The following is a 26,556-nucleotide window of genomic DNA, read 5'->3' on the forward strand; positions in this document are numbered from 1 at the left end:
TTTTTAAAATCAAGACTTAATTATTAATGAATACTAAATACATAGATTTAATCGATCAGACTTTTGAATTTCCTCAGGACGAATTCACTTTAGAAAACAGATCTCTTAAATTTCACGACATCGATTTAATGGAATTGGTGGAGCAATATGGTACTCCATTGAAATTTACTTATTTACCACAGATTTCAAATAATATATTAAAGGCAAAAGGATGGTTTGCAAATGCCATAAAAAAGCATAAATACAAGGGTAAGTATTATTATTGCTATTGTACAAAGAGTTCTCATTTTCGTCATGTTTTGGATGAGGCATTGAAAAATGATATTCATATTGAAACCTCTTCAGCATTCGATATAGATATCGTTGAAAAATTAAAGGCTTCAGGGAAAATAACCGATGAAACTTATGTGTTGAGTAACGGCTTTAAGCGTGCCCAATATATTACCAATATTGCAAGGTTAATCAATAATGGCCATAAGAATTGTATTCCCATAATAGATAATTACGAGGAGATTGATTTGCTTTCAGCTGCAATTAACAAAAAGTACAATATAGGTATCAGGATTGCATCGGAAGAGGAACCGAAATTTGAATTCTATACCTCCAGACTTGGTATTGGCTACAAAAACATTGTGCCTTTCTACAAGGCGCAGATACAGGGGGACAAGAAAGTTAGGTTGAAAATGCTTCATTTTTTCATTAATACCGGTATTCGCGATAATGCTTATTATTGGAACGAACTTTCTAAGTGCCTTAAGGTTTATACCAATTTGAAAAAGATTTGTCCAACCTTAGACAGTTTGAATATTGGAGGAGGTTTTCCTATCAAAAATTCGTTGGCATTCGATTTTGATTATGAGTATATGGTAGACGAAATTTTGAACCAAGTTAAAATTGCTTGTGATGAGGAAGAGGTGCCAGTACCGCATATTTTTACTGAGTTTGGAAGTTTTACCGTGGGTGAAAGTGGCGGAGCCATTTATGAAGTATTGTATCAAAAACAACAAAACGACAGGGAAAAGTGGAATATGATTAATTCATCATTCATAACCACTTTACCAGATACTTGGGCCATTAACAAACGTTTTATAATGCTACCTATAAACCGATGGTACGATTCTTACGAACGTGTTCTCCTTGGTGGTCTTACGTGCGATAGCGATGATTATTATAACTCTGAGCAGCACATGAATGCTATTTACCTTCCTAAATACAATAAGGAAAAACCTTTGTACATAGGCTTTTTTAATACTGGTGCCTATCAAGAAACCATAGGTGGTTATGGTGGATTGCAGCACTGCTTGATTCCTACGCCAAAATATTTGCTAATAGACAAAGATGATGAGGGGAATCTAAAAACTTCAATTTTTAATGAACAACAAACAAGCGAAGAATTTTTACAAATTTTAGGTTACAATGAGTAAAACATTTGCTGGAATATCTGATCAGTATTCCAAATTAGAAACAGCAAAGATTGTGCTGATTCCTGTGCCATATGATGGTACAAGTACTTGGCAAAAAGGGGCTGATAAAGGTCCTGAAGCTTTATTGCATGCGGCAGATAATATGGAGCTTTATGATATAGAAACCGATACGGAGGTATATAAACAAGGCATCCATGTTACAGAACCAATTACAGAGGCCTCAAGTCCAGAAGCCGTGGTAAATGAAGTGCATGAAACGGTTAAGAAGCATATCAAAAAAAATAAGTTTGTTACTGTTGTAGGTGGCGAACATTCCATTTCAATAGGAACCATACGTGCCTTTAACGAAACCTTTGATGACCTTACAGTTTTGCACATTGATGCCCATGCAGACTTACGTAAGTCCTATTTGGGAAGTAAGTTCAATCATGCTTGTGCTGTTTATGAGGCCAGCCAAACCACCAATTTGGTACAGGTGGGTATACGATCAATGGATGCTTTGGAGTTATCTGTAATGGATGAGGAAAGAGTATTTTTTGCGCATGATATGGCCACGGAAGAATTTTGGTCTGATGCAGTAGTCGAATTGCTCACCGATAATGTTTTTATTACCTTCGATTTGGATGCCTTAGACCCATCCATAATGCCATCTACTGGAACTCCAGAGCCAGGTGGACTATTATGGTACGAAACTTTAGACTTTTTAAAAAAGGTATTCGAAGAGAAAAATGTGGTTGGTTTCGATATTATGGAACTATGCCCGAAAAAAACGAATAAGGCTCCTGATATGCTGGCAGCCAGATTATATTACAAAATGCTGAGTTATAAATTCAAGGATACATCTGCAGATGAAGATGACAACAATTTTGACGACGACGACTCAGGATTAAATAAATTTTCTAAATTTAGTGACGATGACGACCTCTAAAGGCCAAATATCAAATTTTATAGAGAAGTATTATTTGCACTTCAACGCTGCGGCATTGGTTGATGCTGCTAAAGCATATGAACAACAGCTGGAGAATGGTGCTAAAATGTTGGTTTCCTTGGCAGGAGCTATGAGTACTGCTGAACTGGGTAAAATCTTTGCCGAAATGATCCGAAAGGATAAAGTGCAAATTGTTTCTTGTACAGGAGCCAATTTAGAAGAAGATATTATGAATTTGGTCGCCCATTCTCATTACGAAAGGGTGCCACATTATAGAGATTTAACACCTCAGGAGGAGTGGGATTTGTTGGAACGTGGCCTTAATAGGGTTACAGATACCTGTATCCCAGAGGAAGAGGCTTTCCGAAGATTGCAAGAGCATATCTATAAAATTTGGAAAGAGGCTGACGATAAAGGAGAACGCTATTTCCCTCATGAATTCATGTATAAAATGCTGCTCTCAGGCGTATTGGAAGAATATTATGAAATTGATTTGAAGGATTCTTGGATGTATGCTGCGGCGGAGAAGAATTTGCCGATGGTGGTTCCTGGTTGGGAAGATAGTACCATGGGGAATATTTTTGCTAGCTATGTTATTAAGGGAGAATTGAAAGCTACCACTATGAAATCTGGTATTGAATACATGACCTTTTTAGCAGATTGGTATACTTCCAATTCAGGAAATGGTATAGGATTTTTTCAAATAGGAGGTGGTATTGCAGGAGATTTTCCAATCTGTGTCGTGCCAATGTTATACCAAGACCTTGAAAGAGAAGATACTCCATTTTGGAGTTATTTCTGTCAAATTAGCGATTCCACAACCAGTTATGGTTCCTATTCGGGGGCTATACCAAACGAAAAGATTACTTGGGGCAAATTAGGAATCGATACCCCAAAATTTATTGTAGAAAGTGATGCAACTATCGTTGCGCCTCTTATATTTGCGTACCTATTAGATATGTAATTTTTATGAAGGACAATTTAAAACGCGTTATTGTTGATTACAAAAAACTGACCCCAGAAATACTGGCGTTGTTGGTTGAGAAATATCCTGATGGATATGACGACGACCAAATTATTTCCTTCAGGAATGCGAAAAACGAATGGATTGAAGCCGTTGAGGTATCTACTGATGACACCAAGTATTTGGTTAAAGTGAGTACCAAGCTTCAAGTAACAATGGAGAATTATGATGAGGAAGACTATGCCGATTACGACAGTGATGATCCAGACGCCATTCAAGCTCCTGATATGGACCCAGAAGATGATATGGGCGAAGAGGACGAAGATTAAACTTTGTTGTAAATTTTAAACTCCATCAAAATTTTAGGACTATGGCCTCAAAATTTCACTTGGCCTTACCCTGTCTTAGCATAAGCAAGGTTCGGAAATTTTACGTAGATGGTCTTGGCGCCAAAGAAGGACGATCCGCCCAAAATTGGATAGATATAGACCTTTTTGGTAACCAAATGACCTTTACTAAGTCTGGCCCGTTTAATTTTGAAAGTAAAAGCTACTCCTTTAATGGAGAAATATTGCCATCCTTCCATTTTGGAATAATTCTGGAAAGGGAGGATTGGCTAAATTTAAAACATACGGTTACGGTTAATAAAATTCCACTTAAGTCTGAGATTCAATTTTTAAATGGTAAAAAGGGTGAACATGAATCTTTTTTTATTGAGGATCCAAATGGCTTTACGGTTGAATTTAAATGCTTTACTCAAACAGATCAGGTTTTCACCAAGGCTTAACCCAATTAAAATTTTCTTTTCTATTTCTAATTTCAGAGTAGAAATATCCAAAAACTACCAAGTATTCTATTGCCAAAACCCATGGGTTTTCTTGATAATTTGGATTGGCATAGGCAGTATAGCTGAGAACAATCATCAAACTCCAAACAATAGGGAATCTAAAGGTTGTAAAAATACTTATGCCTATAAGGGTTATTAAATACCATGGATGTACTGTTGTGGAAAGAAATAGATATGAGCCCAATGCCAAAACCATTGATAATAAAAGTGATTTTATTGTTTCGTTTTTTTTGAATATCACTAAGGCAAAAATAATTCCCAATACTAAAATTGCCAGTAGTTTTCCTATGAATGCGATTTGATTGTAACCACTTACTAAAAAACCAATTTCCCTAAACAAATAGTAAATACTGGCGTTAAACTCAAACTTATTGAACCATAAGGCAACGGTGTTCGTATAATTTTCAATTAAGTTGTTGTTGATAAATGGGGTGAAGGTTAGTGCAGAAAAGAACAGGCCTAACAACACGAATTTTATGAATTTGGCCAAACCCTTAGTTGGGGATTGTTCATTATTTCGGAAATATTGATAATAAAGAGGCAAAAACATCAAGGGAATTAATTTTACTGAAATTGATATTGCTAGAAAAAGGGCAGAAAATTTCCAATTGCCTTTTTGTAAAAACCACAGAGATATCAATATAGCTAGCAGCATTACTCCTTCAAAATGGAGATTACCCGATAATTCAATAACCACAAGTGGATTTAGAAAGTAAAGAAGAATCAACTCCTTTGATAAATTAAAGTGCTTGAGCAGTCTTGTTCCAATAACGACTACACCTATTTCAGCCAGAAATATGGTTAGTCGTAATACGATAACTGATCCTAGTAATGAACTTCCTCCAATTATTGCAGAAATCCAAAATAATAGCTGGTTGATAGGAGGATAGTTGCTATGATTGCCTGCACTTAACGGGCCCATGCCTTGGTGTAACTCTCGCCACTTTGGAAGGCTGACTTTTCCCACTTTTACTAATTCATCTGGAGTATTGACAAATGGATTTATACCTTCAGCCACAAGATGGCCGTCCCAAATAAAACGATAAAAATCTTGGGACAGGTTTGGTAGTGCGAAAAGAAAGACCAATCGGAAAAGGACTCCCGCTGCTATGAGCAATTTCCAATTATGGCAACTGCAATTCAAAAAATAGAGGTATAAAAAAAACAGACCTACATAAAGTCCTAAAAGTTCTAAGGTATTTTCTCTTTCTAAATCATAGCCAAAACTTCCATATAAAAAGAGGGAAACAATAATGCCAAGTAAGAGAGGAAGATATTTTGAGGTATTAAAGTTCATGCCTTAGAAAGCACGGATTTAATGAATACGTAAGCGAATCCCAAAAATAGCATAAGGTGGAACGGTAAAAAACCATAATCTCCGCCATCAGTGACTGTAAATGCACTGTAGAGCCCGAATCCAAAATAGAGCATCAATAAACCTTCAACAAAATGCCTAGGTTTAATACCCTTTTGAAGGTATTTGTTATTTTTCCAATTGTCCTTAATGGTCTTGACATTAAACTTTGGAGTTCTGATGAATTCACTTTTTTTCTTAAAATGACCTTCTAGAACGGCTACCGTATTGTGGAATGAAAAACCCATAGCAATAGAGAAGAACACGAAGAACATAACCGTATACCTAAAAAAATCAGTCCACTTTTTCCCATATAAATTGCGGTACATATACCAATAGCAGATGAAGAAAATAAGAGTAGTAACCACAAAGAAACTAGCTATGGTGAAATACCAGGTTAAGTCTGTACTTTGGTTTTTTATATATAAAATTGGAATGCTTAACAAGGCAACAATCAAAATCCCGATAAACATACTACTGTTAAGCAGATGCATGTATCCGTGGAAAGTTGTTTTTTTGGCTAAAAATGAATTCCGCCACAACCGTTTCCTCATTTTTCCAAAAGTTTCCGCTCCCCCCTTATTCCAACGGAATTGCTGTGAACGGGCAGCACCTATAGTTATTGGCAACTCTGCAGGGGTTTCTACATTGGGGAGATATTTAAATTTCCAATTGTTGAGTTGGGCTCGATAACTTAAATCTAAATCTTCAGTGAGTGTATCGCTTTGCCAATTCCCTGAATCTATAATGCACGATTTACGCCAAATACCAGCGGTACCATTAAAATTGATAAAATGTCCTTTAAAATTTCTTCCTATCTGCTCTATAGTGAAATGAGCATCTAGTGCAAAAGCCTGAGCTTTGGTAAGCATGGAGTAATCACGATTGATATGCCCCCACTTTGTTTGTACCACACCAATTTCAGGGTTCATAAAATAAGGCAGTGTTTTAATAAGCCAGTCTGGTTGAGGTAAGAAATCGGCATCAAAAATTGCAATAAATTCTCCTTTAGAAGATTTGAGGCCATGTTTTAAGGCTCCTGCCTTAAAGCCCGTTCTGTCTTCTCTAGTAATATGATATATATTATGACCCTTTGCCGCCAATTCTGAAATTTTCATGGCAGCTATTTCCCTACATTCGTCCGTTGAATCGTCCAAAACCTGAATCTCTAATTTCTCGGTTGGATAATTCATCTGCACTATGTTTTCCAATAATCGATCTATGACGTACAGTTCATTATAAATTGGTAATTGGATGGTTACAAATGGAATATTGTTAGGTTCGGAAATATCTAAATCGGGTAGGGTATTTTGTCTCTTTTTAGCCTTCAGGTAATTAATGAGTAGGCTGAGTTGGGTTAGTGCATAAATAAAAATCATTAATAACCCCAAGGAATAAATTACTAAAACAATTATTTTCCAAATCACTTCTTTAATCCATATTTAATGATCCAACCAATTATTTTAATTCCGGCAAGTACACTCCCTTTTAATGTCCCAGAGACTTTAGAAATACCAATTCGGTTTCTATACCGCACTGGAATTTCTATGTAATTAAGATTATGTCTTAATGCTTTTAATTGCATTTCTACCGTCCAGCCATAATTTTTGTCTTCCATTCCCAGCTCAAGTAATTTTTCGTATTTAATGGCACGAAAAGGGCCTAAATCGGTAAACTTTGCTCCATAAAATATTCGCATTAAAGTTGTGGCTAACCAATTCCCGAAAATTTGTTGAGGTGTCATAGAACCGTTTTCCCGTAGTCGACTATTTCTTGCTCCAATTACAAAATCCATATCTTTTTCCACGATTGGATTAATTAGTGGTACCAGATCCTCAGGGTAGTCGCTATAATCTCCATCCAAAAACACTACAATATCTGGCTTTTTAGACTGTTTGGCAAGATAATCCATCCCTTTTAGACATGCGTTGCCATAGCCAGGGTTAGGTTCGTCTAGGACAATGGCTCCAGCTTGTTTTGCAACAATTGAAGTATTATCGCTAGAGTTGTTATTTATCACAATTACCTCTTCAACCATGTTTGGAATGTCCTTAACCACTTTTCCAATGGAAGCCTCTTCATTATATGCAGGAATAATGACAGAAATAGTCATAAGTGGTTAAACGGATTTAATTGTTGTTTTCTTCCGCAAGAGTAATTAAATCTGGAGTATTTCCCAAAAGGACTTGGTTTGAATCGATCCTTCCCTTCATTGATCCATTTTCTAATTTTAAAACACCTCTAGGGCACACAGCCGCACAAATACCACAACCAACACAACTTGAACGAACAATGTTTTCGCCTTTTTGGGCATAAGACCTAACATCAATTCCCATTTCACAATAAGTAGAACAGTTTCCACATGAAATACATTGGCCTCCATTAGTGGTAATTCTGAATTTTGAAAATAAACGTTGTTGAAAGCCTAAAATTGCCGCCATGGGGCAGCCAAAACGACACCAAACGCGATTGCCAAAAATGGGATAAAATCCAGTGCCAATAACTCCGGAAAAAATCGAGCCGATTAGAAACCCATAAGAGGAGCGCAGCGTTTCAGCATTGAACAAGAACAAATTGATACCGCTTAAAAAATGAATTAAAAAAAGCCCTGCAATTATTGAAAAATAAGCTATACCTCCATATTTGGCATCCTTTTTTAATTCCTCTTTTTTATAGATAATTGCCCATAAAAATACCGCAGTCAAAAAAGCGAAGACCAGCATTAGAAATACATCTCGGTTTAGCCAATAGTCTTGGGAATCATCTCCCAAATAAGATGCTATTACTGCGGTAGTCATTAAAACCACAAAAACAAGAACACCGTGTACAACCCAACGTTCAACCTTCCAAGCAAATAAGCTTTTATCACTTAAATGCCGAAAAGGATCTCCGGCAGTTTCAGCCAAACCGCCACAACCGCAGACCCATGAGCAATACCAGCGTTTACCATATTTGTAAGTTAAAATTGGTGTAATTATGAAAATCGATACAACCCCAAAAATTAATAGAAATAGCCCGATAGAACCACTATTGATGAAGTCATTAATTCGGTATTGTTCAAAGTTGTAATAGTTTAGTGGCCATATATTTTTTAAATCGTAATAAGGTAGGCCACTGTTTAGTCTATACATTATTTCTGGCAGGAGAAAAGCAAATCCCAATTGAAAGAACATTACCGAAAAAGTCCTTAACTGCTGGTATCTATTATGTCTATATTTCTTCAAGAATTTATAGCCAAAAGCCAAGACAGCCAGAGTGTATAGTGTACCATAAACAAACCATTGGCTTGCAGGTTTACCGCTTAAAAATTCACTAAATGGATCGAACAAAGCAATGAGCCCTGTATTTGGTTTTCCATCTACCCCCTGGCCCAAATAATCAGGGAAGAAATATAGTGCGATATAAAGTAAGGTAATAAGTATGGCTGAACACCAAGCCCATAAACCCTTAGCAGAAATAGATTTAAACCATACTCCATGGTTATGAATTCCTTCAAGACTTTTTTTATAGCTAGCTTTAGTAAACCAAATAATTCCTATTGATATAAGCAACATGGAACCTAGCCACCATCCTAAACGTGGTTGCAGGGTTTCATTGAATAAGGCAATAATTAGAATGAAAAGTCCAACTAATCCCAATCCAACAGCCAAGCGCTGCGCCGTATTCATGGGATAACGTTCCGGAGAATAAATTGCCATATTTTCTGAGGCCTTATGCATTGGATAAGCTGACTTTATTTTGCAATTGGTTCTTTAATTCATTTTGAATATTTAGGAGGCCATTTTTGTAAAATTCTGGATCGAAATTGGCAATGGACATATTTTCTATAATATAATCCACAGTTCTTTTTTCATTCAGCCATTGATTAAAGATTTCATGCCTAAGCCTTATGCCAAAGGCGTTAATCCCCATAAATAGCGTGGTCTCATTTTGGTATTCAATGGTAATACACTTGGTGTAATCTTTATTTTGCCAATGAAGATGGGTGTTTCCTTGTTTGGGTTTAGAAAATACCCAACCATAAGTTTGGTATTCGATTCTGAAAAATTTGGCCGAGTTAAACCAATGTCCTGGCTGGTGTACTGTTCTTTTACCGCAAATGGTTTTAGCTACCGTTTCACCCATAATTCGACCCGTATACCAAACAGCTTCAACTTCGGGTCGATGACCAATGGGGTGGCGATGTTGCGCGCAATCGCCAATCGCATAAACATCCTTAATATTTGTTTCCAAACATTCGTTTATTAGAACACCCTTTTCAGTTTCAATCTTTGAATTTTTTATAAACTCAATATTGGGTTTCACCCCAGCTGTTAGTCCGACTAAGTCACACGGAAGCGTTTCTCCTGATTCCTTTAAAACTACTCCTTTGACTTTGCCATTTTCATCAAGGAGAATTTCTTGCAGATTGGTGTTCAATCGCAAATCGATATGGTGGCGTTTTATTTCTTCATTAATAAGTTCGCTATCAGAATTTGGTAACACATTGTTCCAAAAGCTTTCTTCGCGTACTAAAAAGGTAACAGGAATATTTCTACTATGAAACATTTCTGCCAGTTCAATTCCTATTAGTCCGCCCCCTACAATTACTGCTCTTTTACAGATTTTATTATTTGGAGCATGGCTCTCTAAAGAATCCAAATCCTGTTTGCTATAAAGTCCTTGAACTCCTTTGCCGTCTTGTCCTGGCCAACCAAATTTATTTGGTTTACTACCGGTAGCAATGATTAAAATATCGTAGGAAATTTTGCCAGATTCAATTAATTGAAGGGATTTGTTGTCTGTATCTATTGTCTCTACATAATCCTGAATGAGCTCCAATCGATTTTTCTTCCAAAACCAATTTTCATAAGGTTGGGTGTGTTCAAACTTCATATGTCCCATATAGACATACATTAGGGCGGTACGTGAGAAGAAAAATTCGGTTTCTTTCGAAATTATGGTAATTTTATGGTTAGACAGTTTTCTAATATGTCTAGCTGCCGTAATTCCGGCAATACCATTTCCAATAATAACGATATGCTTCATTCAGAGTACACTGCAATCCAAATTAAAGGCTTAGGGCCTAAGCAATTTTTGGACTTTTTGTTGAAGTTAAATTTAAGGATTTCAAAAAAAGTATGAGGCGCATTTATCTCCTTTCTTTGATTTTATTACTCCTCGGATGTTTTGGCACTAATCGCCCTCCAAAAGTTGATGAGAAAATTAATGGACTTAGTTTAGTTGCAACCCGAGATTCGCTTAGGTTGGAAAATATTGAATCCGTTTTAAAAGTACATGCCTCGCATGTGGCCTTGATGCCTTTTGGTTTTATTAGGGATGTTGATCAACCAGAAATAATTTTTAATAGAGAACGCCAATGGTTTGGAGAAACAGTTGTGGGTATTGAGCAGCACATCGAAATGTTGAAATTGCAGTCCGTTGAGGTAATGCTTAAGCCCCAACTATGGGTTGGACATGGCATTTTTACAGGAGAAATTAAGATGGCAGATGAATCTAAATGGTTAGAATTTGAAAATAGTTACAGGCATTTTATTCTCACTTTTGCAGAAATTGCCGAAAAACATCAAGTGCCTCTTTTATGCATTGGCACTGAATTGGAATCCTTTGTTACAGAACGCCCCCAATTTTGGTCTGAATTGATAAATGAGATAAGGTCTATATATAAAGGAAAATTAACCTATGCTGCAAATTGGGATGAATATAGCCGAACTCCTTTTTGGCGCATGCTAGATTTTGTTGGGATCGATGCCTATTTTCCTATAACAGATGAACAAACACCAACGGTCCAACAGTGTATGCAAAGTTGGAAGGATCTTCGATCGGTCTTAAAAACCTTTGCAATTGACCTTAATAAGCCAATACTTTTTACGGAGTTTGGTTATAGATCTGTTGATTATGCGGGGCGAGAACCTTGGAAATCTGATCGCGATATGCCTGGTTTAAACCATCTAGCGCAATACAATACCTTAGATGCACTTTTTACAAGTATGTGGAATGAAGAATGGTTTGCGGGAGGATTCGTTTGGAAATGGTTTCCAGATCATTCTAGGGCTGGAGGAGAGGAAAATTCACAATTTACTCCACAAAACAAACCTTCAGAGAAATTGATAGGGGAGTACTATGCTAAATTTAAATAGCCTATTGAATATTTTTAATATAATAACGTTCCAATTCCTTAGGATCGGCACCAAAAAATCGCTTTAAATATAATATGTAAAAATGGTATTGCAGGGTAGCAATGCCGTTTAATCGGTATCTTCTTGAGGAAGTTAACACTTGTTTTTGTATGATTTTAAATTTCGAGGCTTTGTAGAGTTTTCTAATCATATCCATATCCTCAAAAATTGAGAATTGTTCATCGAAGCCTCCGATTTGCTCGAATAAACTTTTGCTAATGAAGAGACTTTGATCCCCCCCTCGGCAGATTTTCCACGGCAATCTTGTTAGGAAGGAAGCTAGCCAAAGCCACCAATGATTATGATCAAAACGTAATCTAAAACAGCCTGTCTCATGTCCATTTTTCACGGCTTTAATGATATAATCATCAAAATTCTTTGGAGGTATGGTATCGGCATGGAGAAAATATAATATTGAAGCCTCTGCTTCTTTACTACCAGCGTTCATTTGTTTAGCTCGTCCCCTTTCTGAATTGATCAACTTTGCGTTAGTAAAACTTTTTACAATATTTTGGGTATTATCTGAACTCCCAGCATCTGCAACAATTATTTGAATAGCTTGAAAATTATGTGCTTTTACTTTAAGTTGATTTAATAATTTGCCGATGCAGGTTTCTTCATTTAATGTTGGTATGATAATAGAAATCTGTTTCACACCAATTACGGTTTTTCATTCAGGCTCCAATCATATTCTAGAAATCTGATTTTTGCATCATTTGAAATTTTTGCATATGCATATCGATTAATGTATTCAATTAGGCTAACATTTTCTGTGAAATCAGATTTGTACCATTTAAATATTTTGGAAAGTTGTGCTTCTGAATTTTGAAGTTTGTTTTTGGAACTGTCATTAATAAAATCCTTACATGCAATTTCCAGCTGCTCTTCTAATTTTTTGGCAATAAAGGCCTCATACCTCAATTTCGGGCAGGAAAATGAAGCGCAATTAATCGCAAAATGTATTCGGGGTTCATTCATTTTACGCAACACCTCATGTTCAATTTCACCCAGAGAAAGAATATTGTTACCAATTTGTACCCGTTTTTGGTCCCAAGGATTTCTTATGTCTTTAATACTCGAAATAGGATAATTATCTAAAATTAATTTTATTGTATGGGCATTATAAGCATTTATGTAATAGGCAATTGATTCATCTTTGGTCCAATTATTCTGGGGAGGATGTTTTGCTAACGACTGCAAATAATTGGTCAGCCTTAATTCTTCTGTCTTAAACCCTTTATAATTTACAAATCCGTTTCCATCCACAAATTGTTTTAATAGGGAATCCCATACTAAATGATTTACTTTCTCATCTGTAATTATTTTAGGTTCCTTTAGTAGATAATTTGGTTGAGGGGCCTCTTTACAGCTTAAAACAACAATAGCAATCAGGTGAAAAAGTAAGCCGTACAACATAGGTTTAATTGGAAAATAAATTTTTAGCAACAACCTCCTCCGTCATAGTGCCAAGTTGATTCGCTAATATACAAATCATCTCTCTGAAGATTTTTCAACGCATTGGCTGTTTTATCGCAAATTGCCAATGGTTGATTCTTGAAGAGGATATGACCTTTTCCATCATCAAAATACTCAGTATCGCCGAAATAAATTGCGGCTCTACCCGAAAAAATACAAGGTCCATCCTTTGGCATAGGATCTTTTATGGCCGCCACTTCTATGGATTCGATGTAGATTAATTCCTCTGTATTATAATGTTTAGGGTTTAAAACTCGGTAAGGTTTTCTAGCTCTAATTTCAATTGTACCGAAACCAGCGTCGGTTAAAAGTTTTACGTAATCTTTGATCGGAATGCTGCCACTAAGGCAAAGTGCTCTCAAACGCTCATCATTTCTTAAAGCCTCATTCATTGGCTGTTCGCATGTTGGATCGCTCATAACCAAACGTCCGTGAGGTTTTAAAACGCGATACATTTCGCTTATGGCAGCTTTTAAATCATCTTCTTTAAATATATTAAACAAGCAGTTTTGTGCGGCCACATCGATACTATTATCCTCCAATGGCAGTGCCAAGGCATCTCCCTTTCGTAAATCCACAAATTCACTTTTAAACCAAGGATTTAATTTTTCGGCTTCTTCAAAATTAATTTTTGAAGCTTCCAACATTTCGTCTACTACATCAACCCCAACAACGCCATTTTTTTGTCTTGAAAAATATGCGAATTGGAGAAGTTCCATGCCTCCGCCGACACCAACATATAAGATCTTTGGATTGTTCGTAAGATCACGAGGATGTACGGTACTACCACAGCCATAATTCATTTCTTGCATGATTTTCGGAATTTTTAAACCTGGCAATTCCCAAATAGGATTTGTGGTGCAACAAAGACCAACATTCGGAGTTAAGGCAGCATCCTTATATATGTCTTTCGTAGTATCTAGGTAACTCATGGAAATGTGTAAATTTTAAGTTGAGACGTGTAAAATATTCACGCCTTTCAATTATAAACGTTAAAGTTTTTCAATTAACGATTTAAAAAGTGTTATCATCTGTGGTTCGGCCTTATTTGCCATTGCAATAATTTCGTCGATATTAACTGGTTTTAGATTGTCAGGATCACATTCGTCCGTAATAACAGAAACTGCAGCCACTCTAAGACCTAAATGATTAGAAACTATAACCTCTGGAACGGTACTCATCCCTACTGCATCTGAACCTATAATTTTAAGCATGCGATATTCAGCCTTGGTTTCTAATTGTGGTCCGAGCATTGCGGCATACACACCTTCGTGTAAAGTAATGTCATTTTCTTTTGCAATACTTCTGAATTGATCATTTAGGTCATTGTCGTAAGGTTCGCTCATATCAGCAAATCGCTCTCCTAATAAGGACACGCCCTTAAAGGCCAAGGGAGAATCTCCAAGTAAATTTAGATGGTCGGTGATCAACATAATTTCACCTTTTTTCATGTCTAGGTTAATTGCCCCTGCAGCATTACTAACCAACAAGGTTGAAATGCCTAATCGCTTCATAATTCTTACTGGGAATGTTACATCTTGTAAAGAGTAGCCTTCGTATAAGTGGAACCTACCTTGCATTATCACAACCTTTTTCCCTGATAAAATTCCGTAGATAAGTTTCCCTTTATGAAATTCTACAGTTGCCGTAGGAAAATATGGAATATGGTTGTAACTAACCGAATGTATGATTTCTACATCATTAATTAATTGGCCTAGGCCCGTTCCTAGAATTATACCTATTTCGGGCTTGTCGAATCCCTTGTGAATGAGATATTCAGTAGTTTCTTCAATTTCTTTTATCATAATAATTGTTTAATACAGAAAGTATGGTAGTATTAGTTTTGAGAGTTTCAGAATTCAGTAAATTCTCAAAGGTATCAATATCGTTTAATTTTGCTATTAGGGCAGGGTGGATATTATGTTCTTGAAGTTGTTTAAGGCTATTTTTTAATACAAATTGGTTACTCCATTGTTCCAGTTTGAAAGGTGCCTCCAATAACTCCGAAAGTCCAATTAAATAATAACCACCATCCAATGCTGGGCCAAAAACAACCTTATTATTATCTAACTGCTCGAAAGCTGAACGAATGTTTGTTGATTTCATATCGGGAATGTCGGATCCAATTAGAATGATTTTTCTATATCCTTGGGAAAATCCATCCTCGAAGGCATTGTACATCCTTTGACCTAAATCTTCCCCATATTGAATTTTGTTTGGATAATTTTTAAAAATATCAGAATCAATAGTTTCTGAAAAATACACGACGATATCTTCTTTGCATTCTAACAAAGTATTTTCTAGAATTTTAAGAAATTCAATATAGATAGTTAGTGCTGCTTCATCACCAATAGTGTATGCTAGGCGTGATTTAACAGCGCCTAATTTTGGGGTTTTTACAAAAACAATGATAAGGGAATCCATCAACAATTAAGCTACTGAACCTTGGCAGCTACTGCCAGCCCCGGCAGTACAACCATAACAATGCTGACTAATAACAATTTCCCTATTTTGTAAAATAGCTTCATTATATTCAGAAACATGTTTTACTTTTCCATTAACCGGTAAATGCAACATTTGGTTAAAGTCGCAATCATAGAGATAGCCATCCCAACTTACTGAAATAGTGTTAGTACACATAACATTTTCTACTGCAGCCGGATTGAAGGCTTCCACCAAATTGTACATATAGTCCTCGTAATTTTCTGAGGCTAGTAAGTAATCAAGAAATCGACTTATGGGTAAATTTGTTAGTGCAAATAAATTATGAAACTGTATGCCAAAATCTTCCATTAAGGCCTTTTTGAAATCTAATTCCATTGACGCCTGGTCTCCAGGAAGAAAGGCTCCAGATGGATTATAAACTAAATCCAATTTTAGAGGACTATCCTTAAGGCCATAGCCTATTTTATTTAAGGCTTTCAATGCTTTAATCGATTGATCAAAAACACCTTCACCTCGTTGTTTGTCAGTTTTTCCTCTTGTCCAATGTGGCATTGAACTTACCACATGTATATTGTGTTCTTTAAAGAATGCTGGTAAATCATAGTATTTTTTGTTCGCCCGCATAATTGTTAAGTTAGAACGAACAATAATATCTCTTACACCAATCTTGCTTGCTTCTTCCACAAACCACCTGAAATTAGGGTTCATTTCTGGAGCCCCTCCTGTTAAATCTAAGGTATGCGCTGAGGTATTTTTTAAGATTTCCAGACATTGAGACATAATCTCCTTTGCCATAATTTCTTTTCTGTCTGGACCTGCATCCACATGGCAATGTTTGCACACTTGATTACACATGTAACCAACATTTATTTGCAGAATTTCCAGAGATTTTGGTTTTAGCGGAAAATGCCCCGATTTGTGTATAGATTCCTTAAAAGTTGGTAATTCTCCTTGGGCAAAAATTCCATTGGACAGAAGCTCCAACTGTTTTTCAGCATTTGCTAATTCGCTTTCACGCCGCTTTAGTGATTTAATCATGCAACTACATTTCTAATTTATTCACCTTGCTCATCATTTGAACCCCGTGAACCAATGATGCGCCCCCTCTAATTGCACCTGCCACATGCAAGGCTTCCATCATTTCCTCTTTGGTAATTCCTCTCTGTAGGCCATCTCCTGTATAAGCATCAATACAATAAGGACATTGTATGGTGTGGGCTACCGCCAAAGCGATGAGGGATTTTTCCCTGGCGGACAATGCACCCTCTTTAAAAACACTATTGTAATAATCAAAAAATTTTTCACCTAGACTTGAATTCCAATCTGAGATTTTTCCAAAATTTTTTAGATCGGCAGGATCATAATATGTTTTTTGCATGATGAGTTTCTAAATATTGTTATTTTGAAAGATACTCGTTTATGTCGAAATAAACGAGTGATGATTACAAACAAAATTAAGGGTTCTATCGTCTCTTCAAAATAAAATGGTGTATTGAAACATAGAATTCGTTTACCTTTAACCATATGAGAGCATTTCTATTGAAAATTACTTTAAGCCTATGTATGGTTTTAACCTATATGGGCTGTAGGGAAAATAAATCGGAATCTATGAACGAGGAAAAACAAGCAAATGATTTAATTAACGAACAAAGCCCATACTTACTCCAACATGCCTACAATCCTGTTGATTGGAAGCCTTGGTCTAATGAGGCATTAGAGGAGGCCAAGAAAGCAAATAAGTTGGTTGTGGTGTCAATCGGTTACGCCTCTTGTCATTGGTGCCATGTAATGGAGGAAGAAAGTTTTGAGAATGATTCTGTAGCCGCCATTATGAATGAACATTTTATAAATATAAAGGTGGATAGGGAAGAACGTCCAGATGTGGATCAAATTTATATGGATGCTGCTCAGCTTATGACCGGTAGGGGAGGGTGGCCCTTAAACTGTATTACCTTGCCTGATGGTAGGCCAGTTTATGCGGGTACTTACCACACTAAGGATCAGTGGATTCAAGTTTTAGATCAATTACAATCACTATATGTGAAATCTCCAGATAAAATGGAACAGTACGCCTCAAGATTGATGGGAGGTCTAGAGAAAATGAATTTAGTTACAATTCCAGAGGATAAAACTTCATTTACATCTGAAACTGTTTTTGATGCTGTGGAACATATGAAATCAAAATTCGATATGAGAAATGGGGGTGATAGGAACGTGCAAAAATTTCCCATGCCCTCTAAATTAGTATTCTTGATGCGATATGGGTTTCAGACAGAAGACAAAAATATTTTAAGTTATGTCGATTTGACCCTAGATAAAATGGCATTTGGGGGCATTTACGACCAAATTGGTGGTGGCTTTGCACGATACGCTGTCGATAGTTTGTGGCATGTTCCGCACTTTGAAAAAATGCTGTACGACAATGCTCAGCTCGTAACACTTTACAGTAAGGCATATAGAAGAAACCAAAAAAGTCTATATAAGTCTGTTATTGTTGAAACCTTAAATTTTGTTGAATCAGAATTAACTAATGGAGTAGAGGGATTTTATTCCTCCCTAGATGCTGATAGCAACACGGAAAGTGGTGAATTAGAGGAAGGTGCCTATTATGTCTGGTCTGAAAATGAACTTAAGTCTATTTTGGGCAATGATTTTAATCTATTTCAAGCTTATTACAATGTCAACAAAAATGGTCTTTGGGAGCATAATAAGTATGTTCTTAGAAGAACGGAAGCAGATTCTGTATTTGTTAAAAATAATAGCTTGGAACAGCAAGAATTTGAAGAATTAAAGTCTAGTTGGAAAAGGATATTATTAGCTCAAAGGGAAAAAAAGTCCAAACCCCGATTAGATGACAAAATCCTAACTTCTTGGTCTGCATTGATGGTTTCGGGTTATGTTAATGCTTACAAAGCATTGAGTGACGAAAATTACAAAAAGGTTGCCGTAACCCACGGAAATTTTCTGAAATCAAAGATTAGAATGGAAGATGGTGGATTATACCATATGTATAAAGATGGAAAAGCCTCGGTTACCGGATATTTAGAAGATTATGCTGCTACAATACAGGCATTTTTAGGTATTTATGAGATTACTTTTGATCCAGAGTGGTTGAAGGTGGCCGAACAACTCACCAATTATACCATTGAACATTTTCAAGATAAAGAACATGGATTGTTTTACTTCACATCCATAAATAATGACCCTTTAATAAGCAGAAAGTTGGAGCTTTATGATAATGTTATACCTGCTTCAAATTCTATTATGTCAAAGAATTTGTTCTTGTTAAGTCACTATTTAGATAAGCCAAATTATTTGGATTTGTCTGGGGCAATGATTGATGCTATATTGACAGATTTAAAAAATGCTCCATCAGGATTTTTCAATTGGATGGATGTGATGATGGATCAACTTGGGCCATTTTACGAAGTAGCCATTAATGGAAAAAAGGCTGACCAGTATGCAAGTGAGTATTACCGCTATTATATTCCAAATAATTTAACCGTTGGCGCTGAGAATGAATCTGAGTTACCCCTATTGGAAAATCGCTATCAGAAGGAAAAGACCTTGGTTTATGTCTGTGTGAATAAAACCTGTAAACTTCCTGTAGATTCTATAGAGAAAGCGATCCCTTTAATAGAAACAGAATTTAAATAACTTTAGAAGGGGTAACCGATTGCAAAATTGAAGATGGTTTCATCAAATTGAAAGTTAAAGCGTTCACCTTCTGGCAAACCTGGATCATGAAACGGAGCCGCAAAATCGAATCTTAAAACAAAACCTTGAATGTCCACTCGAAGACCAACGCCAGCTCCCATTCCTAATTCACTTAAAAATTTACCGGTAAATTTACCTCCGGGTACTGTTGCATTCTCTTTAGATAACCAAACATTACCGGCATCTGCAAAAACTGCCCCATTTAAAAATGAAAACAATGGGAACCTGTATTCTACATTAGCCTCAAATCGTATATTACCGATCTGATCGAAAAACGTGCTGTTGTCCTCAGGTTCTTGAAAAGTGCCTGGACCTAAAGACCTAAGTCTGAAAGCTCTTACACTATAGGGCCCACCAGAAACATATTGTTTTATAAAAGGGATTACCTCAGAATTGCCGTATGCAAGACCATAACCTGCAAAAAGCCGAGATGCCAAGGTTTGATTATTTCCGAAATTATAATGGTAATGGAGATCAACGTCTAATTTGGCAAATTGTGCATATTCCATCCCAAAAACAGTTTTGTTGCTTGAGACTTCATCTTCTTTGCCAATTAGACCAGTTAAATTTCCAGCAGTTTCAAAATTGGCGCTAAAATATATTTGGTGTGTTTTATTTTGGTCAACCATACCATTGTAGGTAAATCCCAATAAGGTGCCAGGGATAAATTCTTGTTCAAAACTTTGTTGTAGAAAAGGGTTGGCTTCCAGTATATCTTCGAATTCAGCAGTGGTATTGGAAAGTTTTGTTATAACCACGGAAATTGGAGAATAATCATAGGTTATAAAGCGGTTTGCATTCCAACTATAACCAAAACTTGTATTGGCGTTAACAAGTTGATATAGCCCAGTTCTCGATAGGTAATTAAGACCTAAGGTTGCTTTTGTTTTGGGAATGGAGTATTGAAAAAATTCATTTTCAATTTTTATTGGAGAAAGCATACGAGGAAATAATAATTCGGTATTCAAACCAACTTCAATATTTCTAAAGCCATTTTGGTTTCCCTTCGACATTTGGAATTCGTATCCAGTATGTGCCGAAACACTCAATAATTCTCCACCTTTAAATAAATTGCGATTTACAAATGTAATAGCAAGCCGTGGGCCAGCAAAATTGTTCGATTTACTAACAGCTTGTAATTCGGCACGTACAGCACGTTTATTTAGCGGTGATAAATAAATGTCGGTTTTAAGGTATCCAATGCTGTCATTAGATAAACTATCTATTTCGTTATGCTGTATGTTAACATATTTGTAGGAACCCAAGGTAGAAAGCCTTCTGGAAGTACTTCTAGACTCTCCAGGATCGTAGAGTTGTCCTTCGGCTAAAGTAATAAATGGATCTAACCTATGTTCCTTGAAAAATAACTCATTTCGCAAATAATTTTTACCGTTAAAACGAATAGTATCTTTTGGGATAGAATCGGTAGTTATGTCGTAATTCGGATAAATATTTATTTCTGTTATCCTATATGGAATCAATGCTGATTTAGGAACATCTTTTTTTAACCTCAGATACAGATCGAATCGCTTATTTTTATACCTATTGGTGTCTGCCTCAAACAATAGAAAATTTTGATTGAAATTGTAATAACCCTTGCGTTTAAGACCATTATCTATGCGGTCTCTCTCTAATTTTAAGGCATCTAAATCAAATCGCATCCCAGGTTTGAAGTTGGTCTCCTCAACTAATTCACCTATCCGGGTTTTTAGAGGCTCTTCTATGGAATCTAATTGAAAAGTTTTCATTTTATAAGGTTTGGTCACCTTCACCTTATAAATTGCATCGGCAGTTTTTTCCTCCTCAACAAAATCAGATGATGCCGTACTGTAAAAAAATCCACGGTTTTCTAGGCGGTTTACCAACAAATCTTCCACTTCATAAAGTTGAACATCTGATTGGTATACTGGCTCCTCTCCCAATTTTTTGTAAAGCCATCTATTGATAAAACCTGGGTGTTCCTTTTGGTTTTTGTAATAGAAATATAGCCCTGGCCGCATACCTAAAAAGGAAGAGTTTGGTTCAGGCATCAGGGCTTGTTCTAACACATCCTTTAATTGGGACTCATTAGGGATTATCGAATCTGGTTGAATTTCCACCGAAGCACCAGTATACAGGCGTTCACCATCAGGAACATATTTCAATGCATTACATGATACCAATATGATGGCGATGCCAATAGTTAGGAATACATATGTTTTTGAAACGTACTTCAACTTAACGGCTAATTTTTACTTGTTTGATCATCCTCTGGTATTGGAGGCGTTTTATCCTCGTTCTTTTCAATTTTCTGATTAGAATGGAACATTAATTCCCATAATTCAGAAAACTTATTGAATTCTTGAGTAAAGATGAGTGCAATTCCATTCATTATAACCTGTCCATCAAAAATATTTTCATATGCATTTTTTCTAAACCCCTTAATTTGGTAGCGCCCATCCTCTGTGATGTCGTACAAAATGCTAAAATTGCCAATGACCGGGTTTCCTTGTTGAGATTGATCTTGGCCTTGAATGTCTACCTCGCTTCCAACTTCGATGGTAAGTCGATCATTCAAGAATTTCTTTCTAGCAGCTATATCTAACTGTGTACGTTCTTGGGGTGAGGATCCTTGGTAATCAGTGAAGGTGTCTAAGTTAAAGGATACATCCACACCAGCATTGCCCAAAACGCTGTCTGAAAAAGCATTTAATTGATCTGAAATAGCCTCATTTATATTGTCTCTTGCAAAATTATCGAACCCGCCACTACCGCCATCATTCCCGGAAGATGGGTAGAAACGATTTAGAACTAACAAAGAAAATACTTGTTTGTTCAATTCACCTTCTTGCTCATTAACCTGTTGGATTCTGCCATAAACCTGCCCGCCTATAGAACCACGGTTGTCTTCAGGCATGTCTAAATCGAAGGAAATATCAGGGCGCATTAGTTCTCCGTCGATATTTAGGTAGACATAAAATGGGAGTGATTGCCTAAATTGATTTTTTAGATTAGGGTCGACCCCGCTTAAAGATGGTCCCATAAGTGGAGAGGCAGATGCCTCAACTTCATAAACAGCTTTTATTCGTAATTCAGCATCAAATGGATTACCAGACCAACGGATTTGTCCTCCAGGCATCAATTCGAATCTTCTATTAACCAATTGGTAAAGACTCATTTCGTAATGTCCTCCGTTTATTTCGTAAATACCACTTAGGGTCATTCTGCCATTTGGTTTCATTCTATAAGTGAATTCACCGTTTCCATGCACATTGAAGTTATCGTTCGATTGTTCGTTAATGACAATGGTAAAATTAGCATCGTTTTCTATATTGAAGTTGGCAGAAATATCGAATCCGGTAACTTCAGCTAATTCTTCCTGATTTTGGGTTAAGATGGAGTTTGGATTGTCCTTATTGACAAATACAACAACACCATCCCGTTCTTCCATATTTACACTTGCCGATGGCATTACATAAGTAATGTTGGTTACATCTTTAACCTGAGCATTGCCAGTTATAATTGGTATCTGTATATCTCCCTGAATATCTACATCAGCACTTATAACGGCCAGTCCATAAAATTTGTCATTGTCCTCTTTTGTAGAGTTCATCGCCTCAAATTGATCCGCTTTTATGCTTAGATTGAAGGTAGGATTTAGATAAGTTTCTGTTCCTATTTCCCCATTAAAAACTAAAGTGTTGTTTTTTGCATCCTTAACAGTGAAATTGTCCATTTCAATCAGATTATTGTTAACCTGCAAAATTTCATTTTCCAAGGTGAAAGGTGCATTAAGGGCAGTGAGTGTAAATTGTGCGTTGGTGAAATGCAGGTTTCCCGAATATTGAGGTTCAAGAAATGATCCGTTAACCGCAAATTCTCCTGTAAAATCACCTTGCCCATCCTTAATTGCTCCTAAGGAAAGGCCCTCTAACGCTTTCATTTTAAATTCATGAATATCTAATTTGAGATCTAGATTGGAGGTTTCATTTTGGGTGATATAATCTCCGGCCAAAGTAAGAATCACATCTCCTCCCTGTGTGTCTAAATTAAAATCATAGCGATTGCCCCCCAGCGCATCTCCTTCAAAAGTTAAGGTGCCAAAAGAGGTGTCGAGCAGCTCGAGATTTTGGATTGAAATGTCCGCGACTATTCCGGTGTCCGTCATTGGTTTCTCAAAAACCAACTCGCCTGACAGGATTCCCTTTGCAATTTCATCATTGGGGTTTAAATAGTCTAGAACTTCCTGGATGTCGAAATTGTTAAAAACTAAGGCGATATGCTCTTGTGAAATGTTTTGTAAGTCGTCTCTAAAACCAATTGACTGTTCATTCCTGGTTAACATAAAATCCGTAAACCCTAATTGTGTAGGAGTGTAAGTAAATTGATTTGTTTCTGGGATATTCCAAGGCTTAAAATTGAATGTTAGGTCCTTTGGGTTAACAGTATAAATTAATTCATCTCTGTTGCCGGAAATTTTCGAGTTAACATACATCATCGTGGTATCGTTATTAAAAGCCTTGAATACCAACTCCATTTCATTATTTTGCTGCACACCCGTAATCACAGTTTTTTGAATATCTAAGGGCCCTGCTTTTATTTCCTTAAAGTTTAAATTAAAATCGAAAAGTTCCTTGTCTGTATTAACATCCAGCAGAAGGCTGTCTAATTCATAACCATTGTAATTAATGTGGGGTGCGTTTACATTTGCTACTAATTTTCTTTCCTTTTCAGCAAAATCCATCGAAAGTGTGATAGTGTCTAAGTCCCTTAGATTAACAAAAAATACCTTATCGATGACGGGATCTGAAGAAAGCCTGCCCCTCACTTTAACATTAACTGGATTTTGAATGGAATCAATTCTACTAACATCGCGATAAAAATAACTGTATAGATGTGTTTTTAGTGCTTCTGTTAGATGCACAGGTTCAGAATTAGATTCTAGGTCTAGGTTTAATATTTTATTATTGATTTGAAGTGAAGTCGTATCTGGTTGCACATGAGCTAAGGCGCTAACATCTCCAAGTAAATAACTGCTATTGTCATATACCACTATTCCTCTGTCAATTACAGCAGCAACATCATAATTCTCCGAATTACCCTTAAAATCGGCATTTAAAATAAATCCTGCCCGAATATCCCTTGTAACCAATCCTAGACTTTGCAGATTAACCCCAATGACATCCAACGTGAGAAATGCTTCTGTATTAATTGAATCTAAAACAACGTAAGAACTTAAATTGAGATTTACATTGTCATCCTTATATTCAGATTTTAAATGGCCCTTTCCTTTTTCAAAGCTTCCGGATAATTCTAAATCTTTGATTTTGTAATTCTTTAGGTTTAAGGAATCAATAGTGGCCTTTAGGCGGGCATCTAAAGTGTTGATATTGTTGCCAATTCCATTTGCTTGTATTGTGGCGGTTAATGGACCTAATTGTTCATTTTTCAAGAGGTTTTGTAATTGAATATTCTGAAATTCAATCCCCGAATTGAAATCTATAATATCACCAAATCCAAATTTTCCATTGACTATAGCATTGCCTTGGTCTGTTTTTAATGTAAGATTAGCGATGATTTCCTCGCTAGTTCCTTTTGCTTCTCCTTTTAATAACAGTTGTTTGGGAAGCGAAATTCCCATTTGGGTTGTATCTAGAAAAACGGCTAAATCCTTGGGGGTAGTCACTGCTTCCAAACTATTGATTTCGTATGCTAAGGTTTCCGGGTTTGAAGGATTTGAAATAATTCCCGAGAGTTGTAAGCTAGTTTCTGGTCCCCAATTTACCTGTGTATTCCTAAGATCTATTTTCGAAAAAGCACCATTTGCGTTTATACGTCCAGATATCGTATGGATCTGTATTTTTTTAAAGTTGGCATTTTCGGACAGATCTTTTTGAAAATAGGTTGCCAATTCCGGATTAATATTGAAGTTGGGAATGTTGACATTGAGGTAGCCTGTTTCAGGATTTGAAATAAATTGATTCAAATCGTCATATGTAACTAGGAGGTCTCCTCGAAGTTTACTATTGTTTAGGCTTAAATTCAGATTTTTTAACTCGATATTGTTTTCATCTATTATTACATTACCCACCAATTCGTTAAGTGTTAAGCCTGATTGTTCATTAAAATTGGCTTCATTTATATTGGTTTTTACCAAGCCTTCTTTTAAAATTAACTCGTTGAACTCTAAATTCAATTCTGCCAATTTTATATTGTTTGGATTAAATTCCCCTTTGATGTTTGGAGATTTGCCATTTGTTAGCTCAAAGTAATTATTCTCGAAATCAGCACGATTGATTTCTAAGGCTATAGGTGGCCAAGTAAATTCTTGATTTGAAGCAGGGGTCGACTTGGGATCTTCAGTAATACCATTGGTAGAAAGATTCAAAACTATTTTAGAATTGAGGAGTTCTATATGGTCAATGGTATATTTAGGATCTTCTAGATTTATTGCAACAATGCTACCTGAAAGTTTTTCTAATTCTAAGTTGAGATTTAAATCGTCCAATTCAGAATTAAAGTGAAAATTAACCGTTTCAAAAGCTATATGTTCAAAAAGGAAAAATGGTAAGGGTGAATCTTCTGAACTAGTTGTGTCTTGCGGTTGAATCAAACTAATTTCTATATCAGAATGTTTCAAATTAACATTAGACACATCAAATTGAAGGCCATCTAAATCCATTTTCTCCATCTCTGCCTGTAAACTGCCAATTCTATAATTGCTATTCATTCCAGAAACAGCATCGTTAAATACAACTTTAATATCAGTAAGATCAACTTCACCAATAGAAAATGAGTAAGCCACTGCGTTTGTATCTGCCACAGTTGTGGTTGAATCTTGTGTGGCTAAGGCATTAACCAAAAATTGAAAACTGAATCCTTGCAAGGAATCTTTTCTAATTACATTGGCTCTAAGTCCTTCCCAGTTTACATTCTTAATTGCAATTTCGTGGTTGCTAATAATAGGCCATATAGGTAAATTAACTTCAAGGTATTTGGAGTAAACCAAGGTATCTTCTTTTGTGTCTTCAAGAAAAATGCCCTCAGCGACCAGATTTCCGCCAAATGAAAGATAAGCTTTGTCAATGGAAACCTCTGTACCCGTTTTATCGGTGATATAGGTTACAATCTTATTTACTATTATGCCTTGTCCCCAAGGACTCCTAATAAACATTACTAATAGGACAAAAAATAACAAGAGACCTAAAAAAATTCTTCCAATAATTCGGAGTACTTTTTTTAA

21 protein-coding genes are annotated in these 26,556 nt (G+C 36.2%); 7 read left to right on the forward strand and 14 right to left on the reverse strand.

Annotated elements, in window-relative coordinates; all coding sequences use genetic code 11:
• The first annotated feature begins 26 nt into the window (after positions 1–26).
• Genes ISU00_RS09965 through ISU00_RS09985 form a run of 5 tightly spaced genes read left to right on the forward strand, consistent with a single transcriptional unit; the run spans position 27 to position 4,103 of the window.
• Positions 27–1,424: a type III PLP-dependent enzyme domain-containing protein gene (locus tag ISU00_RS09965; protein WP_228850514.1), complete on the forward strand. Its 1,398-nt coding sequence runs from the start codon at positions 27–29 to the stop codon at positions 1,422–1,424.
• Positions 1,417–2,352 (forward strand): agmatinase, encoded by a 936-nt coding sequence (speB, locus tag ISU00_RS09970; RefSeq protein WP_228850515.1) that lies wholly within the window; start codon positions 1,417–1,419, stop codon positions 2,350–2,352. The genes ISU00_RS09965 and speB overlap by 8 nt, the downstream gene beginning before the upstream one ends.
• A complete protein-coding gene (locus ISU00_RS09975) occupies positions 2,339–3,316 on the forward strand; it encodes a deoxyhypusine synthase family protein (protein ID WP_228850516.1) in 978 nt (325 codons plus the stop codon). Before speB ends, ISU00_RS09975 begins: the two co-directional genes overlap by 14 nt.
• 5 nt (positions 3,317–3,321) lie before the next feature.
• Positions 3,322–3,645, forward strand: coding sequence for a hypothetical protein (locus ISU00_RS09980; protein WP_228850517.1), 324 nt, complete (start codon positions 3,322–3,324; stop codon positions 3,643–3,645).
• 41 nt (positions 3,646–3,686) lie between these two features.
• On the forward strand, positions 3,687–4,103 hold the full coding sequence (locus ISU00_RS09985; RefSeq protein WP_228850518.1) for a VOC family protein: 417 nt from the start codon (positions 3,687–3,689) through the stop codon (positions 4,101–4,103).
• Here the strand turns inward: ISU00_RS09985 and ISU00_RS09990 are convergent.
• Genes ISU00_RS09990 through ISU00_RS10010 form a run of 5 tightly spaced genes read right to left on the reverse strand, consistent with a single transcriptional unit; the run spans position 4,090 to position 10,545 of the window.
• Positions 4,090–5,460, reverse strand: coding sequence for a putative hexosyltransferase (locus tag ISU00_RS09990; protein WP_228850519.1), 1,371 nt, complete (start codon positions 5,458–5,460; stop codon positions 4,090–4,092). The two genes, ISU00_RS09985 and ISU00_RS09990, sit on opposite strands and share 14 nt — an antisense overlap.
• Positions 5,457–6,944 carry a cellulose synthase family protein gene (locus ISU00_RS09995; RefSeq protein ID WP_228850520.1) on the reverse strand — a complete coding sequence of 496 codons (1,488 nt, stop codon included), beginning with the start codon at positions 6,942–6,944 and terminating at the stop codon, positions 5,457–5,459. Before ISU00_RS09995 ends, ISU00_RS09990 begins: the two co-directional genes overlap by 4 nt.
• Positions 6,941–7,630, reverse strand: coding sequence for a glycosyltransferase family 2 protein (locus ISU00_RS10000; protein WP_228850521.1), 690 nt, complete (start codon positions 7,628–7,630; stop codon positions 6,941–6,943). Before ISU00_RS10000 ends, ISU00_RS09995 begins: the two co-directional genes overlap by 4 nt.
• A 16-nt stretch (positions 7,631–7,646) precedes the next feature.
• Complete coding sequence (locus ISU00_RS10005; RefSeq protein WP_228850522.1) at positions 7,647–9,236, reverse strand: 4Fe-4S binding protein; 1,590 nt, start codon at positions 9,234–9,236, stop codon at positions 7,647–7,649.
• The gene (locus tag ISU00_RS10010) at positions 9,229–10,545 is read right to left on the reverse strand and encodes an NAD(P)/FAD-dependent oxidoreductase (RefSeq protein ID WP_228850523.1); all 1,317 of its coding nucleotides are present in this window, start codon (positions 10,543–10,545) and stop codon (positions 9,229–9,231) included. The genes ISU00_RS10005 and ISU00_RS10010 overlap by 8 nt, the downstream gene beginning before the upstream one ends.
• 92 nt (positions 10,546–10,637) lie before the next feature.
• Here ISU00_RS10010 and ISU00_RS10015 point away from each other — a divergent pair, with 92 nt between their 5' ends.
• Entirely contained in the window at positions 10,638–11,657 is a 1,020-nt protein-coding gene (locus ISU00_RS10015) for a glycoside hydrolase family 113 (protein WP_228850524.1), read from the forward strand.
• 1 nt (position 11,658) lies between these two features.
• Here ISU00_RS10015 and ISU00_RS10020 read toward each other — a convergent pair whose 3' ends face one another.
• Genes ISU00_RS10020 through ISU00_RS10050 form a run of 7 tightly spaced genes read right to left on the reverse strand, consistent with a single transcriptional unit; the run spans position 11,659 to position 16,995 of the window.
• Positions 11,659–12,351 (reverse strand): TIGR04283 family arsenosugar biosynthesis glycosyltransferase, encoded by a 693-nt coding sequence (locus ISU00_RS10020; RefSeq protein ID WP_228850525.1) that lies wholly within the window; start codon positions 12,349–12,351, stop codon positions 11,659–11,661.
• Positions 12,352–12,356: 5 nt separating this feature from the next.
• Positions 12,357–13,112, reverse strand: coding sequence for a DUF547 domain-containing protein (locus tag ISU00_RS10025; RefSeq protein WP_228850526.1), 756 nt, complete (start codon positions 13,110–13,112; stop codon positions 12,357–12,359).
• Positions 13,113–13,135: 23 nt separating this feature from the next.
• The gene (gene arsM / locus ISU00_RS10030; protein ID WP_228850527.1) at positions 13,136–14,104 is read right to left on the reverse strand and encodes an arsenosugar biosynthesis arsenite methyltransferase ArsM; all 969 of its coding nucleotides are present in this window, start codon (positions 14,102–14,104) and stop codon (positions 13,136–13,138) included.
• 60 nt (positions 14,105–14,164) lie between these two features.
• The gene (locus ISU00_RS10035; RefSeq protein WP_228850528.1) at positions 14,165–14,977 is read right to left on the reverse strand and encodes a purine-nucleoside phosphorylase; all 813 of its coding nucleotides are present in this window, start codon (positions 14,975–14,977) and stop codon (positions 14,165–14,167) included.
• Positions 14,961–15,596, reverse strand: coding sequence for a TIGR04282 family arsenosugar biosynthesis glycosyltransferase (locus ISU00_RS10040; protein WP_228850529.1), 636 nt, complete (start codon positions 15,594–15,596; stop codon positions 14,961–14,963). Before ISU00_RS10040 ends, ISU00_RS10035 begins: the two co-directional genes overlap by 17 nt.
• A 6-nt stretch (positions 15,597–15,602) precedes the next feature.
• Complete coding sequence (gene arsS / locus ISU00_RS10045; RefSeq protein ID WP_228850530.1) at positions 15,603–16,655, reverse strand: arsenosugar biosynthesis radical SAM (seleno)protein ArsS; 1,053 nt, start codon at positions 16,653–16,655, stop codon at positions 15,603–15,605.
• A 4-nt stretch (positions 16,656–16,659) separates the two neighbouring features.
• Complete coding sequence (locus ISU00_RS10050) at positions 16,660–16,995, reverse strand: arsenosugar biosynthesis-associated peroxidase-like protein (RefSeq protein WP_228850531.1); 336 nt, start codon at positions 16,993–16,995, stop codon at positions 16,660–16,662.
• 146 nt (positions 16,996–17,141) lie between these two features.
• On the opposite strand from ISU00_RS10050, the gene ISU00_RS10055 reads away from it, so the two are divergent.
• Positions 17,142–19,274, forward strand: coding sequence for a thioredoxin domain-containing protein (locus ISU00_RS10055; protein WP_228850532.1), 2,133 nt, complete (start codon positions 17,142–17,144; stop codon positions 19,272–19,274).
• 2 nt (positions 19,275–19,276) lie between these two features.
• Here ISU00_RS10055 and tamL read toward each other — a convergent pair whose 3' ends face one another.
• Together tamL and ISU00_RS10065 are read right to left on the reverse strand one after the other, a co-directional pair.
• A complete protein-coding gene (tamL, locus tag ISU00_RS10060) occupies positions 19,277–21,550 on the reverse strand; it encodes a translocation and assembly module lipoprotein TamL (RefSeq protein WP_228850533.1) in 2,274 nt (757 codons plus the stop codon).
• A gap of 8 nt (positions 21,551–21,558) precedes the next feature.
• A complete protein-coding gene (locus ISU00_RS10065) occupies positions 21,559–26,487 on the reverse strand; it encodes a translocation/assembly module TamB domain-containing protein (RefSeq protein WP_228850534.1) in 4,929 nt (1,642 codons plus the stop codon).
• Positions 26,488–26,556 lie beyond the last annotated feature (69 nt).

This window comes from Aegicerativicinus sediminis, assembly GCF_015476115.1.
GTDB classification, from domain to species: domain Bacteria; phylum Bacteroidota; class Bacteroidia; order Flavobacteriales; family Flavobacteriaceae; genus Aegicerativicinus; species Aegicerativicinus sediminis.

Bases quoted from the DNA above. Each gene is read 5' to 3' on its own strand.
- ISU00_RS10000 (WP_228850521.1), bottom strand. From the start codon at position 7,630: ATGACTATTTCTGTCATTATTCCTGCATATAATGAAGAGGCTTCCATT.
- ISU00_RS10055 (WP_228850532.1), top strand. From the start codon at position 17,142: ATGAGAGCATTTCTATTGAAAATTACTTTAAGCCTATGTATGGTTTTA.
- ISU00_RS09975 (WP_228850516.1), top strand. From the start codon at position 2,339: ATGACGACCTCTAAAGGCCAAATATCAAATTTTATAGAGAAGTATTAT.
- arsS (WP_228850530.1), bottom strand. From the start codon at position 16,655: ATGATTAAATCACTAAAGCGGCGTGAAAGCGAATTAGCAAATGCTGAA.
- ISU00_RS09985 (WP_228850518.1), top strand. From the start codon at position 3,687: ATGGCCTCAAAATTTCACTTGGCCTTACCCTGTCTTAGCATAAGCAAG.
- ISU00_RS09965 (WP_228850514.1), top strand. From the start codon at position 27: ATGAATACTAAATACATAGATTTAATCGATCAGACTTTTGAATTTCCT.
- speB (WP_228850515.1), top strand. From the start codon at position 1,417: ATGAGTAAAACATTTGCTGGAATATCTGATCAGTATTCCAAATTAGAA.
- ISU00_RS09980 (WP_228850517.1), top strand. From the start codon at position 3,322: ATGAAGGACAATTTAAAACGCGTTATTGTTGATTACAAAAAACTGACC.
- ISU00_RS10015 (WP_228850524.1), top strand. From the start codon at position 10,638: ATGAGGCGCATTTATCTCCTTTCTTTGATTTTATTACTCCTCGGATGT.
- ISU00_RS10025 (WP_228850526.1), bottom strand. From the start codon at position 13,112: ATGTTGTACGGCTTACTTTTTCACCTGATTGCTATTGTTGTTTTAAGC.
- arsM (WP_228850527.1), bottom strand. From the start codon at position 14,104: ATGAGTTACCTAGATACTACGAAAGACATATATAAGGATGCTGCCTTA.
- ISU00_RS10005 (WP_228850522.1), bottom strand. From the start codon at position 9,236: ATGCATAAGGCCTCAGAAAATATGGCAATTTATTCTCCGGAACGTTAT.
- ISU00_RS10040 (WP_228850529.1), bottom strand. From the start codon at position 15,596: ATGGATTCCCTTATCATTGTTTTTGTAAAAACCCCAAAATTAGGCGCT.
- ISU00_RS09990 (WP_228850519.1), bottom strand. From the start codon at position 5,460: ATGAACTTTAATACCTCAAAATATCTTCCTCTCTTACTTGGCATTATT.
- ISU00_RS10050 (WP_228850531.1), bottom strand. From the start codon at position 16,995: ATGCAAAAAACATATTATGATCCTGCCGATCTAAAAAATTTTGGAAAA.
- ISU00_RS10035 (WP_228850528.1), bottom strand. From the start codon at position 14,977: ATGATAAAAGAAATTGAAGAAACTACTGAATATCTCATTCACAAGGGA.
- ISU00_RS10065 (WP_228850534.1), bottom strand. From the start codon at position 26,487: ATGTTTATTAGGAGTCCTTGGGGACAAGGCATAATAGTAAATAAGATT.
- ISU00_RS10010 (WP_228850523.1), bottom strand. From the start codon at position 10,545: ATGAAGCATATCGTTATTATTGGAAATGGTATTGCCGGAATTACGGCA.